The sequence below is a fragment of the Paenibacillus sp. DMB20 genome (genome assembly GCF_000987955.1).
GTDB lineage: Bacteria > Bacillota > Bacilli > Paenibacillales > Paenibacillaceae > Paenibacillus_AQ.
The window spans coordinates 211,363-225,835 of record NZ_LAZU01000025.1 but is presented as its reverse complement, the minus strand read 5'-3'; the positions used below and the strand labels follow the sequence as shown (position 1 = coordinate 225,835).

Annotated in this window: 13 protein-coding genes; 7 read left to right on the top strand and 6 right to left on the bottom strand. The window is 51.5% G+C overall.

Features of this window, described 5'->3' with window-relative positions; genetic code table 11:
* Positions 1 to 40: 40 nt before the first annotated feature.
* The 3 genes from XI25_RS11780 to XI25_RS11770 are packed head-to-tail and all read right to left on the bottom strand — an operon-like array spanning position 41 to position 1,634.
* Positions 41 to 613 (bottom strand): DUF4825 domain-containing protein, encoded by a 573-nt coding sequence (locus tag XI25_RS11780; RefSeq protein ID WP_046678745.1) that lies wholly within the window; start codon positions 611 to 613, stop codon positions 41 to 43.
* Entirely contained in the window at positions 610 to 1,293 is a 684-nt protein-coding gene (locus XI25_RS11775; RefSeq protein WP_046678744.1) for a permease prefix domain 1-containing protein, read from the bottom strand. The genes XI25_RS11780 and XI25_RS11775 overlap by 4 nt, the downstream gene beginning before the upstream one ends.
* Positions 1,290 to 1,634: a PadR family transcriptional regulator gene (locus XI25_RS11770; RefSeq protein ID WP_442950382.1), complete on the bottom strand. Its 345-nt coding sequence runs from the start codon at positions 1,632 to 1,634 to the stop codon at positions 1,290 to 1,292. The genes XI25_RS11775 and XI25_RS11770 overlap by 4 nt, the downstream gene beginning before the upstream one ends.
* 204 nt (positions 1,635 to 1,838) lie before the next feature.
* Here XI25_RS11770 and XI25_RS11765 point away from each other — a divergent pair, with 204 nt between their 5' ends.
* The 7 genes from XI25_RS11765 to XI25_RS11730 all read left to right on the top strand — a co-directional run bounded on the left by XI25_RS11765 (position 1,839) and on the right by XI25_RS11730 (position 8,877).
* Positions 1,839 to 2,384, top strand: coding sequence for a DUF2062 domain-containing protein (locus XI25_RS11765; RefSeq protein ID WP_046678742.1), 546 nt, complete (start codon positions 1,839 to 1,841; stop codon positions 2,382 to 2,384).
* 359 nt (positions 2,385 to 2,743) lie between these two features.
* A complete protein-coding gene (locus XI25_RS11760; protein ID WP_046678741.1) occupies positions 2,744 to 3,046 on the top strand; it encodes a hypothetical protein in 303 nt (100 codons plus the stop codon).
* A gap of 105 nt (positions 3,047 to 3,151) precedes the next feature.
* Positions 3,152 to 4,414, top strand: coding sequence for a lipase family protein (locus XI25_RS11755; RefSeq protein ID WP_200901415.1), 1,263 nt, complete (start codon positions 3,152 to 3,154; stop codon positions 4,412 to 4,414).
* A gap of 32 nt (positions 4,415 to 4,446) precedes the next feature.
* Positions 4,447 to 4,719, top strand: a complete 273-nt coding sequence (locus XI25_RS11750; protein ID WP_046678739.1) for a hypothetical protein — start codon at positions 4,447 to 4,449, stop codon at positions 4,717 to 4,719.
* Positions 4,720 to 4,893: 174 nt separating this feature from the next.
* Positions 4,894 to 6,339 carry a spore germination protein gene (locus XI25_RS11745; protein ID WP_046678738.1) on the top strand — a complete coding sequence of 482 codons (1,446 nt, stop codon included), beginning with the start codon at positions 4,894 to 4,896 and terminating at the stop codon, positions 6,337 to 6,339.
* A complete protein-coding gene (locus XI25_RS11740) occupies positions 6,336 to 7,493 on the top strand; it encodes a Ger(x)C family spore germination protein (protein ID WP_046678737.1) in 1,158 nt (385 codons plus the stop codon). Before XI25_RS11745 ends, XI25_RS11740 begins: the two co-directional genes overlap by 4 nt.
* A 253-nt stretch (positions 7,494 to 7,746) precedes the next feature.
* On the top strand, positions 7,747 to 8,877 hold the full coding sequence (locus XI25_RS11730; RefSeq protein ID WP_046678736.1) for a GerAB/ArcD/ProY family transporter: 1,131 nt from the start codon (positions 7,747 to 7,749) through the stop codon (positions 8,875 to 8,877).
* Between the two features lie 90 nt (positions 8,878 to 8,967).
* On the opposite strand, the gene XI25_RS11725 is transcribed toward XI25_RS11730, so the two are convergent.
* The 3 genes from XI25_RS11725 to XI25_RS11715 all read right to left on the bottom strand — a co-directional run bounded on the left by XI25_RS11725 (position 8,968) and on the right by XI25_RS11715 (position 14,447).
* On the bottom strand, positions 8,968 to 10,026 hold the full coding sequence (locus XI25_RS11725) for a stalk domain-containing protein (protein ID WP_046678735.1): 1,059 nt from the start codon (positions 10,024 to 10,026) through the stop codon (positions 8,968 to 8,970).
* Between the two features lie 80 nt (positions 10,027 to 10,106).
* Positions 10,107 to 13,121, bottom strand: a complete 3,015-nt coding sequence (locus XI25_RS11720; protein ID WP_046678734.1) for an alpha-mannosidase — start codon at positions 13,119 to 13,121, stop codon at positions 10,107 to 10,109.
* 162 nt (positions 13,122 to 13,283) lie between these two features.
* Positions 13,284 to 14,447 (bottom strand): GntR family transcriptional regulator, encoded by a 1,164-nt coding sequence (locus tag XI25_RS11715; protein WP_046678733.1) that lies wholly within the window; start codon positions 14,445 to 14,447, stop codon positions 13,284 to 13,286.
* Positions 14,448 to 14,473 lie beyond the last annotated feature (26 nt).

Genomic DNA, 14,473 nt, shown 5'->3' with positions numbered 1-14,473 from the left:
AAAGAAAAGAAGTTTCCAAAATGCGCCGCCCCATCCCTGCTTACTTCTCCTTGACCTCAACGACCTGATCATAAAAAGCGTCCACGGCAGCCGGGTCATTGACCCGGCCTTGAACGTCCTCTTTCCACCGCTGCCCGTCCCGAAGCGCAGACAGCCTTTCGGCTTCGCCGTACCATTCTTCCGCCTTCTTCCGTTCGATCGTATACTCGGCATCGCTAAAGGTCATCCGCAGCTTCTGAAGATTATCGATGAACACGAAATTGGCCGTCGAATTGTACATCAGCATGGTCTTGAGCTTCGCCGGCTCCCATTCCTTGGCCGAGGTTTTGAATTTAAGCTCGGCCGTCAGCTCATCGGGGTACAACTGAAATGTCAAACCATGGCCGCCATAAGGCAGAGTATGGTTCAGATTAGACAGATTCCCGGCATTCCCCATGTATTCGTTCCGATATTCTGCCGTAACAGAAATATCATGCGTGCGAGGATCTTTCTGTTCGGCTTCGTATCTGGCTTCCTGTTCCCTCGCTTTGGGCTTGGCATAACCTTCGAAATAAGCAAACCCGCAGACTCCGACAATCAATAGCATGACAATCCACATATTTTTCTTATTCATTGCTCGTTCACCTCATATTTCGTGATCCGCTTGTCCGCATGATGAAATATAAGCGGAATAATGACCGTCAAGAGCGGCAGCAGAAGCTGGAGCGCAAACGCGTAAAACCCGTAAGGTCCGGTTACCTGCATGGTCCGCCCAAACCAAATATCGCTTCCGAAACGGGTTAAGAGGGTAAAGAGCGTCACCACGACCGCAAAGGTACCCCATAAAATCCAAACGATCCGGCTCAAGCGCTTCAATTTTCCCGTATCGATGCTTTCTTTATGGCCGTCTCCATCTCTCCGTTTCCGTGACAGGACGGTATACGCGATTCCCGAGGTCGCGACAAGCAGCATAAGCAGGGTGTTTACCGCTGACCCCAAAGCCAGCAAGCGTGCAGGAATCGTCAGAATCCACGCAATGGCGAAATAGAGCAGAGCGGTCTGTGCGATATCCAGTCTGTAGGCGGTCATATCGACGGTCTGATGGTCATCGATGAGATGATCGACTGCCTCAATGTCCCGAATGGCCAAATGGACTGCCTGCGCATACTCCATTCCCTGCTCCAGATAATCGCTTACCTTAGCCTCCAAATTGCTTAAGACCTCATCCCTGAGCTCGATGACAGCCTTCGTTTTCCGGTGATTCGCAAACAAACGGTCAACAAAAATCTCCAAATCGTTCTTTTTTGTTGTCATTCATTCTGCTCCTTTCCGTAACCGATCAGAGTGTCTATGACTTCCCTTGCGGCCTTCCACTCTTCCCGATTCCGGTTATACTGGCTGCTGCCTTCAGCGGTAACGGTGTAATATTTGCGGCGTCCTCCCTGCGTTTCTTCCCCCCAATAAGACGTGATAAGCCCCTGTTTCTCCAATCTTCTCAGGCTGGAGTACAAGGTTGGTTCCTTCAATTCGAAGCGGTTGCCGCTTCGCTGCGAGATTTCTTTAATGATCTGGTAACCATAGTTGTCTCCGTCAAGAAGCACACGCAAAATAAACGTATCGATATTGCCGCGGACCAAATCGCTGTTATGCAGCATTTCGTTCACCTGACACGCCCTCCCTTATGGTAGGATGCGTGTAGCGTAACACAAATAACTATGTCAGTCAAAGTAATATTCGTGACATGTATATTTTGCATCCTTAATCCTTTATACTAGGACTAGAGCAGCATTTATTTACTAGGTTTACTTGGGTGTAAACGGTGCGCGCTGCCATTCTGCAGCACTTTGGGGGAACAAGGATTGCTTCAACGATTGGGTAGAACGTTCAAATACTATTTCCTGACGCTGCTGCGCATGCAAAACAGCGACCATCGGATCGCCTTGGGTTTTGCTGCCGGCTTCTTTCCCTGTTGGTTTCCTACAATGGGTATCGATATTATCATAGCCATTGCGCTCAGCCGGCTGGTCTGCGGCAATCTGGCCGCTGCCGTTATCGCGGCTTCCGCCGGTTCCGTCCTCTGGCCGCTTTTGTTTTACATGAATTACAAAATCGGACTATTCATCAGTAAACTATTTGCTTCCGCGGCCCCGGTAAGCTTCCGGGATGTCATCCATTCCCCCGTCCCCGGGCGGAACTATTCCGTCCTTGCCGATTATTTAAATAAACTCGGGGATCTGGGCGTGAACTTCCTTATCGGCTCCCTCGTGAACAGCGTGGTTTCCATTTTTGTCGTTTATGCCACGTTTCGCTTCCTGTTGTCCCGCTACCGCAAACCCATGCTTCACAAAATCAAACTCGGGGTCAAACATCGGCGCAAACAATGCGAGCGGTCCAAGTCGGCTTAAGAGAAAAACCAATCGCCCCGCATGGCAACAACCATGCGAGGGCGATTTTTCATGTCAATTAAAAAATACCCCTTCATTCGGCCTTTTCCCTAACACCGTTACCTGCTTGAGAAGTGGAATAAAGTAAACGAGCAGCCTTAAGTCCTATTCTTCTCCCTCCACGGAACCAAACTGTGGCAAAAAGTTGAAAAACAGGTTGAACCCACCCATATACTGGATTATGATATTACAGAATTAGGTGTGATCTGCATTCCTTTAACCAACGATCATCAAAGGAGTGGATTGGTATCAAACAGGTTTCTGTCAAAACGATTATGGGTTTTATCATACTCATTCTTCTGCTCGGAGGCTGCCAAACGATGGATAAAACAAATCCCGAACACGCTAGCAATAAGGAAGAAGTGAATAACAGCAGCAATGAAGATATCATGAACCAAGCTGAAGACACGGCTGTTCAATACTTTAAAGACGAGTACAAGCTCGATGTGGAAATCACAAATAAAGAAATGATGCCGTCCATCGTCGCCGACAAGGTTAACCTGGAAGGCTTTGTCGTAGGCCATCCGGAACAAACCTTCAAAATTTCGGTGAATTACAACACCCAAGAAACTTCAAACTTCGTGATGAATGCCGAATTGAGAAAAGCGATTAAAAGCAATTAATCCTTCGCATTTTTATAAATCCATACTTAGCTATAGCTTCAACATTTTTACCGGGAGGCGAATGGTTTGAGTTCATCCAAAGTTGATGATGAAACATATAGAAAAATGTCGGAGGCCGCTTACCTGGACCTCGAAAAAGGGGACACCATCGAAGATTTGCCAGGCTGGGAGGTCCTTGAAGATTTCGAAAGCAAAGCCATATCCGGATTTGATGCCGTTACTTTCGTTAACCCCGATACCAAACAGGCGGTCATCGCCTTCCGCGGAACCGAGGGAGATCGGGAGCTGCCTCATATGGGACCTGATATCCTAAACGATATCGATATCGGTCTCGGGGAAATAGGACGGAAGATGGAAATCAAGCGTCCGTTTGATGAGCAGTTGACCCAATTCGAGGATGCCGTCGGCATTACCGCATTTAAAGACTGGGCTGGAGAAACTTCCAAAGAAATCGACAAATTCGTTCAGTTCCCCGGTACGAACCAACTGTATCAGGCAGAAGACTACACCAATGAAATGACGAATAAATATAAAGACTATGACTTTACCCTCACAGGCCATTCTCTTGGAGGCGGCAACGCTCAGTACGCCGCTGCGTATACCGGCCTTGATGCGGTTACGTTCAGCGCTCCTTCGGTAGTCGGCAGTCTGACCCCGGAAGCGAGAAGAAGAGCCGAAAACGGGGAGTTCGACTCCCAGATCATTAACTTCGCGCATCCCGGCGACATTATAGCCAGCGGTGCATTGGGCGGTTACGACGGCCACGTCGGATCAACCTATTATATTGATTCCAATTACGAGGATGCGAACGAGGGAGTCGGCATTAAGGAAAAGATCGATAACACGCTGGGCGGGCCCAATTATCACCAACTGGATCGCTATAAATTCGAGAATGGATACATTTCCAACCCGCTGTATGACGGAGCCAGTGGAGAAAGGGTCGATTCTCCGAGGGTTCCCTCCGACTACAGCTTTTTTGACGGCCTGATGGATACGATGCAGGGATTCGCCGACACGCTGTCCGGTTTGCCCGGGCTCGCCACAACCGGATTAGCCGGCCTTGCCTCTTTGGCGGGAGGATCCGCGGCATCTGCGGGCACGATTCAGGTAACGCCGGCCGAGCTCCGAAGCGTAGCGGAACGATGGAAGCTGCATGCCCGGCAGAGTCACGCCGAGCTGGAGGGAATCCGGCAGCGGCTCTCCCGGTACATGTACTCCAGCCACAGCCGCCGGCTTCAGCCGATCGTCCAGCAGTTGGATGCCTCCATCGTCTCCATGAGCCAGTGGCATATGCAGCATACAAACGACATCGTTTATTTCATTCAGCATAAAGCAGATCAGTTTGAACAGGCGGATAACACCGGATAACCGCATGATTACGCTACCGGAGGAGGAGTCGGATGAACGGGGAAATTCTTGTAGAGCTTGATGACCTGCTTCAGGCGGAAAGGGAGCTCTCTGCCCTCCTTGGCGGGTTAAGGGCAGATGAGCAGGAGGCCAGGGTATTATACTCCCGCCTGCAGGATTGGAAAGGCCACTCAGCCAATGTGCTGCGCGACCAGATTGAGATCTTTTTCGTGGAGATGTCCAGGAGAATCCATGAAATCGAATTGCAGAAGATGGAGCTAGTAAGATACGTGCAATATATGAAACAAGTCGACATGTCCTCGTAGTTGCGAATGATCGGTAAAAAGCGAATCGCCCCCGGCGGTTCGCTTTTTTGTTGTCCGCTTCAAGGACCGTTTTCCAATTTCAATCGAAATATGGATATTCAAGGAATAACTTGCGAGTCTTCCCGGCATCCTATAATCCAAGGAGATAAGCAGAGGAATCAGGAGGGGACATCCATGAATAAATCCGGTGACTTGCTTGCGGGAATTAAGGAGATCCTGAGCAACAATGATGACGTTACATACATGCCTCTCCAGGTTCAAGGAATACGGTGCACGCTAATCTATATTCAATCGATCATCAATCTGCAAACCTTGCAGGAGCAAATCGCATCTCCCCTATTGGCATTAAGCCTCTCGAATGCAAAGGACATCAAACAAGCTTTTGGGGAGGGCTCCCTCTTTACCTGTCCTTACCAACAGGCTGCGGAACCGTCAAGCATTGCCTTCGCCATCGTGCAGGGCAGTGTCGCCCTATGCTTGGAAGGCTCCCCCACCGCGAATGTATTTGAAATACCCAGCTATGAGAAACGAGCGGTGGAAGAATCAAAGAATGAACAGGTTGTCATTGGACCACGCGAGGCCTTCATCGAGGATATCGAAGTCAATGTGTCTCTGCTCAGAAATAAAATCAAGCATCCGGATCTGAAAATCGTACGTTACACCTTGGGCGAGTATACCAAAACGCGGGCGTATATCGTTTACATCGAAGGTCTGTGCGAGAATAGCATTCTTGAGGAATTAAACCGGCAGTTTCAGCATATCGACATTGACGGCGTCCTGGGCGTCAACTACTTATCGGAAGAAATGAAAACGACCCGGAGAACGCCATTCCCGCAGTTCCAGTACACGGAGCGGCCGGATACCGTCGCTGCCTCCTTGTTGGAAGGACGAATCGCCATTTTGCTGGATGGAACTCCTTCGTCTCTGCTGGTTCCCGTATCGATCTTCTCCCTCCTTCAGTCTTCCGAGGATTACTATCAAAGCTTTTATTCCGCCAGTTGGATCCGCATGATCCGTTTCGTCTTTGCCCTTGTCTCCTTGATGTTGCCCTCCCTTTACGTGGCGATTACGACTTTTCAACCGGACATCATTCCGACAGATCTGCTTGTCACGATTGCTGCAGCGCGGGAGAACATCCCGTTTTCCGCTTTAACCGAGGCGTTCATCATGGAACTGACCTTTGAAGCACTCAGGGAGGCTGGAACCCGCATTCCGAAACCGGTCGGACAAACCATTTCCATTATCGGCGCTATCGTCATCGGGCAAGCCGCAGTGGATGCCGGGATCGTATCCACCCCTATGGTCATCGTTGTTTCGATTACCGGCATAGCGGCCTATATCGTTCCCCACTATGAGCTTGGCCTAACTTTTCGGCTGCTCCGGTTTCCATTGCTTTTTCTGGGCGGGACTACCGGGCTCCTGGGCGTATTGGCAGCAACCTATGTCGTTTACGGCCACCTGTGCTCGATCAACACCTTCGGCACGCCCTATATGCAGCCCCTGGCACCGCTGCTGCTGTCGGATTGGAAGGACATGCTCTTTCGCGCTCCTTCCTATTTCATGAAAAAGCGGCCAAAAACCTACGGATCCCAAAATCGGAGGAGACAAACCCATAAATGAAGCTGCTGAACCTGTGGAAAACCCTCTTGCCTTTACTGCTGCTTACGGGATGCTGGTCCAAAGTCGAAATCAATGAGCAGGCTTTCATATTCGCCCTGTATTTTGACAAGGGGGAGCAGGAAGGAACCGTTGAAGTGACCATCAGCAGTCCGCTGCCGAACCGGTTAATTTCCGGCCAGCAGGTGGGCAGCGGGGGCAATGAGGGTCCCCCGTATGGCACGGTCAGCAAAACCGGCCATTCGATCGCGGAGGCGCTGAACGCCATTCAGCGGGATTTATCCCGGAGACTGGATTTCAGCCATAACCGGGTAATAGTCATCGGAAAAGAATTTGCCGAGGAAGGCATTGGAGATTTGCTGGATTGGATTTTGCGGGAGCGCTCCATCGATTTAAGCACGTTCATGATGCAGGCTCCCGGGGAAGCCAAGGAGATTGCCGGACTGGCCCCCGTATACGAATCCTTTCCGTCCTACGTGCTTAAAAGGCTGGCCATTCAAAACAATATGCTGGCAACCACGGTAAAGGATTGCCTGATCGGACAGCTTGGAAATACGGGTTACGCCCTGACGCACCTTTCTTCCGAAGAAATGCCCTTAACTGGCGATAAGATGAGTATGGGAAAATGGACGGGGTTGCAGGGGATCGCCCTGTTTCAAAAAGACAAGTACAAGGGTGCGCTGGATTTGGAATCCTCGCGCGTACTCGCTTGGGCTTCGGGACAGATTCACAAACCGGTCTATAACGTGGCCTGGGATGGCGGAAAGAGCAAGGCAAGCGTGCTGTTTTTTAATACAAAAGGCTACAAGGAAGCCGTCATGACGGCTTCCGGGCCGGTGTTTACCGTGAAACTGGACGGAACGGCGGACATCGTGTCCATGAAGGACGAGAAAAAGCGAAGTCTGGCCGAAGTGAACCGGATCATCGTCAGCGAATTGAACGATCAAATCGGTACCTATTTAAAAGAAGCCTTAAAAACTACGCAGGAAAAAGGCGCCGATGTCATGCAACTCGGGAATATGCTGGAGGCCGAATATCCGCGTGCCTGGTCGGAGCTTAGCTATGACTGGGAAGAAAAATACCGGACAGAGGCGGATTTTAACATAAAACTAAACCTCCATATCCGTAATCCGGAAGCAGCTTCCTCTGCCCCCTAAGAAGAAAACTTGAATTTCAGAAAGGAGTTCTCCCCTTGTATGCCCTGTTTTTCGCATCTCTGGCTCTTCTGGACTGGTTTATTGCCAGGCGTAAGGTTTCCCGAAAAAAGGATAGACGGATCGTATTGCTAATCCTGATCCTGACGGCAGCGTGGAACCTCACCGCCAATCTGGTGGCTTGGTGGCCTGATCCGTTCCGTATCATTCGGTTCGCATTGGGTTGGGCATAGAAGTTTCGAATGGAGGATTTCCCATGAAAACATCATCGTGGCAGACGTTCCGGTTTGCCTTTATTTATATCAATTCCCAACCTACGGCTTATCTGATCGCTCCGATTATCGGAACCTCGGCTTATTTAGGCTGGGCCGCTATTCTCGTCGGGGGCGGCCTGAGCCTAATTCCATTATGGTGCAGCGTCCGTTTGGGAATGTATCGGCCGGATCAAGCCTGGCTTGATTTCGGAGAGGAAATCGTCGGGAAATGGCCCCATCGGCTTGTTCTCGCCCTCCTTGTTTTTTGGGCAGTGCTCTATGTCAGTACGGATATCGAAAGCTTTACCCTGTTTTACGGCTCTAACTATATGAGGGAAACTCCGCAGTGGTTTATTCACGTTATGACCACGCTGGTTATTATTTTTACGGCTCGCAGAGGTTTCGCAACGCTCGTTTATATGTCCGACGGATTATTCTTCTTAACTTTGATCATGCTGGTCCTTGTCCTGACCGCCTTCTTCAAGGATGCCGACATCCATCAGTTAACCGGACTGATCACCCATCGTAATTTTGGTTCTGCAGCGAAAGACAGTATCTTTGTATTTAGCTTTTTGGGAGAGTGGCTGGTATTTCTTTTTATTGCCCCCTATTTGCAAATCGGCTGGAGAACCCTTCGCAATCTGGCGAGCGCTTGCATTTTGGTCACGATCGCGGTGACCCTTCAATGGCTCCTTACTTTTCTCAGTTTCGGGCCACATCTCGGAAAACTTATGCAGTATCCTCTCGTTGAGTTAATTCGAAGCTCCGTCACAGGCCTTTTGGGAAATACAGATCCTCTCCTGATCGGCTTATGGTCGACCTCAATGTTTATACACAGCGCCTTCTTGCTTCAGGTCGGTGCCCGATGTCTGGCAAAAATACTCCGTGTTCAGCAGATGCATGCCCCCCTCATCACGGTACTGGGAGGAACCGCCGCCGCATTTGCCTATCAGTTTTCGAGGAATCCGACCTTGTACCAGATCAACTTCAACTCACCCCCCATCGTCCTGTTCTGGGTCCTGGTATTGTTCACCCCTGTGTATTACTGGATCGTACTGATATTTCGGAGGCATTCCAGGAAGCGGAAAAAGCCAAAGAACCAACCAAATTCCGCCTCGCGAACCGCTAACTGAACCCCCTTGGCACAAGAAAAAAGCTGTCCCTCCAGGATCAACCTGAAGGACAGCTTTTCATATTGCCGTACCAAACGCAGCGTTACGGGTTCACTTTTGAACATATTCCTTGTATTCGTCAAAAGGAACAAACCGGACCTCTTCGGCTTCGAAACGTCCATTCTTGTAACCGTAAACGATTTCCAAATCGCCGACAAACTCGCTGAATGAAATATTTCCGCCAAGCCGGGCAACCAGCCGGTTGTTCTCTACGGCATGGTATACCACCGCTCCAAAACCAACCGATGTCTGGTCCGTTCGATCCTGATCCGGATCGGGAATATTCAGCGTCACCTTTGATTCCTTCGTATCGACCGACACCTTCAATACGCCGCCGGCCCGCTGGATTTCGCCGAATACCCGGTTTTTGATCGTCTCTTCGACCGGTTCCACCGGAATTTCGGTAAAATCAGCCGGGTTCACGACATGGACGTCCTGGGCATGTACGCCGGTACCCGAGCCCTGGTTCAACAGAATAACGACCTCCGGTTTGCCGTCGCCGTTCAGATCCTTGACGATCAGCTCAGGACTTTCCTTCCAGCTTACCGGCGTTTTCCACGGATAGCGCTGTCGTTGACCCGAGACTTCAAGCACAAGACCCTGATATATCCCCTGGTTTTCGTTCAAGCCGTACAGTTTAACATCCTGCCGGTTATCGGCAACAGCCAAGGCCCGTTTCCCTTTGGTATTCACCATGACGGCTTCATCATCCCGCTGAATGGAGGCTCCCGTCATGGCCTTGAACAGCAATGAGGGAATCATCATCCTGCCATCTTTAATAAACACCGGGGAGGATAAGGCAGTATCCGACTTCGTTGAACTTACCTTTCGGCTGCCGTTCTTCATATCGTATCGTTCGCCTTTCGACCACACGGTTAAACTCTTGTCTTTCTGGTTCCAGTGCAGCCGGATTCCCGTCCATCCCTTAGCGATATAAACGGGAAGGTAAAGCTCTCCGTCTTTCATGACCGGATGGACATCCGTTTTCACCATCTGATGGTCCAATTGAAGGGACAACTCCGGAGCGGAAGCTGCGTAAGTACTGTGCGACATATGAATAACCGACGATAGGAGCCCGGCTGCCAAAAAGGAGCCCAGAATTTTTTTCATTGAAATATGTTCCCTTTCCCTAACCTAGTAATGGTTCTATCATAGCCGAATTACCAGGAAAAAGGGTAAAAAATTGGACATTAATTCAAATGAATTTGCAAGGTTCGTATCTCGAACGGACGAAGTTTCAATGCGACAGCACCCTCCGCAATGTCAAGCTCGCCGATCTTTTCCTCCACCAGGTTCACCTCATCCACGGAAGAAACGGGAAGATGAATGCGCAGTGTGCCGTTTGCTCTGCCGCCTGCGGTTTCATACAATCGCACAATGACGGAATCGCTGTCCTCCGCCTGCTTCACCGCCTCAATCATGATAAACGGATGATCCACTTCAAAAGCGGAAAATGCAGGCTGCAGCGGCTGCTCCGTCCGGTTAACTCCCCCTGCGACGGCGCGTAGCGGAACGTTCAACTCGTAGCCGGCCTTATACACTTGGGCTTGTGCCGCATCCCCTTGGTGCGGATACAAGGAATACACGAATTGATGCTCGGCCCGGTCAGCCGTCGGATCGGGGTATCCCGGACTGCGGAGCAGATTGATATCCAGCCCCTGATCATCCGCGCGGAAGCCGTATTTGCTGTCATTCAGCAAAGAAACGCCATACCCGCTTTCCGACAGGTCGATCCATTGATGCGCGCAAATTTCATCCCTCGCAAAATCCCAGGAAGTATTGCGGTGAGTCGGGCGCTTCAAATGGCCGAACTGGATTTCGCTGGTTACTTCGCCGGCACGGACGTCGAGCTGGAAGCCGGCACGAAGCATTTTGTCCGTTTCCTGCCAGTCCGTACGGGTCACAAAATCCAGACGGCCGCTACCCTCGGTTAAAATAACGCGCTGCACCAGTACCGAGTCCCCGAACCGGTAGGTATGCTCCACGATGGCCTGCGGCCCGTCGACAAAGGCTTGAACGGCCGAAGCGGACAAATTCGCGGAAGGACGGCTGCGGTAGTCGCCGCGGAAATCCCAGGCGTCGCCCCCCCTATCGTCAAACAGCGTCAGCACGTTGGCTCCCGCTCCTGCCGATATCAGCTCCCGTTCCGCTTGTTTGTCATAAATGGACGAAATCGAGCCATCCTGCCGGAAGGTGACCTGCAGCTTATCGTTTTCGAGCTTCTGCGGTTCGGCGACCAAAATTCCTTGCGGCTTCGCTTCCTCCGAAGGGCCTTCTATTCTTGCATAGCCCATGGACGGAACCGTCACTCGCTTCCAAGCACCGCCCAGCCGGATCCACTCGCTGCGTTCCCAAGGCAGCGAATTGAAGACGACATAGGATTCGGCATCAGGAAGAGGCTCGGCCTGTCCCGCAATAGCTTCATAGCGTTCGGCAATAAGCCGTTCCGTTCGCGACAGCAGGATTTCATACCGTGCTAGCGACTCATCGTACACGCGCTTGATGGATGAGCCCGGCAGAATGTCATGGAACTGATACAGCAGCGTTTCCTTCCATATTTCTTCAAGCTCGGCTTGAGGGTATGGGATGCCGTTAAGCTGCTGGGCAAGAACGGCCGCAAATTCAAGCTCGCGCAGGCTTTTTTCCATGAGCCGGTTGTAACGCTTGTTCCTGCCCTGGGTCGTCAGCGTGCCCTGATGCTTCTCCAAGTAAAGCTCCCCGCTCCAAGTTTGATATCTTTCGGACCGTTCATTCAGCTTTTCCAGAAACTCGGCCGACGTCTCCTGAACGACCGGCGGCACTCCAAGCAGGTTGCGCTCCCTGCTTAATCTCTCCAGATGCTCTTCGCCCGGCCCCCCGCCGCCGTCGCCGATTCCGAACAGCATCAGCGCGCGATCCGAGACGTTCTTGTCGAGGTACTCCTTCTCGATCTTCATGAGCGAGCGCGGAGCGGCCGGCGAATTGTAGGTATCCTCCGGCGGCAGGTGGGTCAAGACCTTGCTTCCGTCAATGCCTTCCCAGAAAAACGTGTGGTGGGGATAGTCATTGTACGTGTTCCATGACAGTTTCTGGGTGACCATGTAATCGATCCCGGATTTTTTCAGCAGTTGGGGCAGGCTCGCCGTATACCCGAAAATGTCGGGCACCCACAAGGAACGGACGGTCAGGCCAAATTCCTGTTCATAAAAACGCTTGCCGTATAGAATTTGGCGTACCAGCGCCTCTCCCCCGGAGACGTTGGAGTCCGGTTCGACCCACATCGCTCCCTGCACTTCCCAACGGCCTTCCGTTATGCGGGCCTTGATCTGGTCGTAGAGTTTCGGATAGCGTTCCTTCATCCACTGATACAGCTGGGGCTGGCTTGCTCCGAACACATAATCGGGATAACGTTCCATCATGCGGAGAACGGTCGAGAACGTGCGGGCGCCCTTGCGGATCGTCTCCCGGATCGGCCACAGCCAGGCCAAATCCATATGCGCGTGACCTACGGCGCTAACCGTCAGCGTCGGATCCCCTCCGCGCTTGGCCAGCTCGGGCGCAAGCAGGTTTCGGGCCCGTGCTATCTCGTCATCGTCCAGAGTGTTCAGAAACAGCGATACATCGTACAAGGCTTGCATGATTTGCGCCCGGCGCGACGAATTCTCCGGAAGCTGTTCGGCGAGCTCCAACAGCACTTCAACGTCATAATACAATGCCCGCACCTGCTCGCGGCATTCGGCAATGCGTGCTTCTTTTAGCGTTCCGCTCCGGTATCGGCCGAACAGATCGTTACAGCCCGCGTCTCCCCATAAATCGATGATTTCCCCGCCGTTTGCGGCTTCGGCGATATGTACCACTCTTTTGCCCGGCTTGCCCAGCGCCGTTTCAAACTCGGAATTGACGTTTGTCAGCCCCTGATAAGGAGTCCCCTCTTGATCCACCAGACACAGCTCTCCGTTGACATCGATCAGCAGCACGATTTTTTTGCCCGCGGCTTCGCCGGGAACCCTTCCTTCAAAATGAAACCATGCGCAATCCCATAGTTCTCCCCATTTGCTGCCGGGAACGAGCTCAAGCGGCTGGCCGCTGGTACGCTCCTCATAAGGGACCGGTTCTTTGGTTGCCCAGGCCTTCACCCTTAAAGGAGCAAGCTCTGCGTAAATATGGTCTTCGATCATGTTTTTCATATCTCTCAAACGTTCCGGCCGATGCAGTTCATAAGGCATGATGAATCCTCCTAATTCATGAAATATGGTCATTTCTGATATTTATTTCGTATACAGATATTAATATATCAGATTAGATATCAAATTCACATTTAAATATCAACAAAAAAGCAAAAACAGCCCTTCATCCCGTTTTCTGCGGACAAAAGGCCGTTATATCGATTAAACCTGCAGATTTACCGGCGGCGTCGTCGAATCTCTAAGTATTCCTATGGTTTCCAACCTCTTGGTGGATGGCCTCGCATCCGGATTCATGAGACGATTCAAGAGCAGCCGGACAGCCCATTCGCCAAATTGCTCCATCGGCTGGGCAACCGTGGTCATGCTGACGGGCGCGTATTCCAATACGCTATGGTTGGAAAAACCCGCTATCGACAGCTCTTCCGGCACGCGCAGCCCTAATTTAAGCGCTGTCCCCATAACCGACATGGCCAGATAGTCGTCCGAGCAAAATACCGCCGTGAGCTTGCGGTTTGATGCCAAATACGATTGAAGGAGACTTTTGCCTGCCGGATTATCGTCTGTGCCCTCCCCGGTTTTCCCGTCCTCCTCCAGAAATAGAATCCTGTCGGTTTGTATGTCCACCTTGCCGGCCATAAGCGCATCCAGGTAACCCTGATACCGTTCCTCCCTGCTCTTTACCCTATGCACATGGTTCGTCACAAATCCAATTTCGCGATGGCCCAGGCCCAATAGATAGGAGGTCATTTCATAAGCGCCCTTATAATGATCATGGCTCACGCTGTCAAAATCGATTTCATTGAACTGCCGGTCCAGGATCACGATGGGATATTTCTGCAGCTTCAGCCTCAGGAGATGGTCTCCGCAAATTTTACGGTCCACGGGAAACAACAATATGCCGGATATCTCATTCTGGTTTGAAAGACTGCGCACAACTTCCGCTTCCGCAGACTCATCCTTCGCTATCTTGACGATCATATGAATTCCTTCCCGCTTGGCGGCCTGCTCGATTGAAGTCATCATCTTGCCGATGTAATCATCAATCCCCGGAACGATCAGGGCGATATAATTGCCGGAGCGTCCGTAAAGGGAGTCCTCGCCGGCCTGCCTGGCACCGGTCAGCTGTCTCAACTCGTCCGGCTCCACATCCGCCAAAAAGGTACCCCGTCTCGGCAGCCGATATACGATCCCATCCTCCTGCAGCGCCTGCAGCGCAAGCTTCCCGGTCATTCGGCTGACCCCGAAACGGCTCGCAAGCTCCCCTTCGGAAGGTATGGGATCATGCGGTTTTAATCCCCGCTCCAGGATAATCCCGATCACCTGCTCTTTCATCTGTTCAAACAGCTTTCCCGACCTCTTGTTCATCTGTTAGTCATGCCTGCCTTCCTTCC

Bases quoted from the DNA above. Each gene is read 5' to 3' on its own strand.
- XI25_RS11780 (WP_046678745.1), bottom strand. From the start codon at position 613: ATGAATAAGAAAAATATGTGGATTGTCATGCTATTGATTGTCGGAGTC.
- XI25_RS11775 (WP_046678744.1), bottom strand. From the start codon at position 1,293: ATGACAACAAAAAAGAACGATTTGGAGATTTTTGTTGACCGTTTGTTT.
- XI25_RS11770 (WP_442950382.1), bottom strand. From the start codon at position 1,634: ATGCTGCATAACAGCGATTTGGTCCGCGGCAATATCGATACGTTTATT.
- XI25_RS11760 (WP_046678741.1), top strand. From the start codon at position 2,744: ATGGATAAAACAAATCCCGAACACGCTAGCAATAAGGAAGAAGTGAAT.
- XI25_RS11755 (WP_200901415.1), top strand. From the start codon at position 3,152: ATGTCGGAGGCCGCTTACCTGGACCTCGAAAAAGGGGACACCATCGAA.
- XI25_RS11750 (WP_046678739.1), top strand. From the start codon at position 4,447: ATGAACGGGGAAATTCTTGTAGAGCTTGATGACCTGCTTCAGGCGGAA.
- XI25_RS11745 (WP_046678738.1), top strand. From the start codon at position 4,894: ATGAATAAATCCGGTGACTTGCTTGCGGGAATTAAGGAGATCCTGAGC.
- XI25_RS11740 (WP_046678737.1), top strand. From the start codon at position 6,336: ATGAAGCTGCTGAACCTGTGGAAAACCCTCTTGCCTTTACTGCTGCTT.
- XI25_RS11730 (WP_046678736.1), top strand. From the start codon at position 7,747: ATGAAAACATCATCGTGGCAGACGTTCCGGTTTGCCTTTATTTATATC.
- XI25_RS11725 (WP_046678735.1), bottom strand. From the start codon at position 10,026: ATGAAAAAAATTCTGGGCTCCTTTTTGGCAGCCGGGCTCCTATCGTCG.
- XI25_RS11720 (WP_046678734.1), bottom strand. From the start codon at position 13,121: ATGCCTTATGAACTGCATCGGCCGGAACGTTTGAGAGATATGAAAAAC.
- XI25_RS11715 (WP_046678733.1), bottom strand. From the start codon at position 14,447: ATGAACAAGAGGTCGGGAAAGCTGTTTGAACAGATGAAAGAGCAGGTG.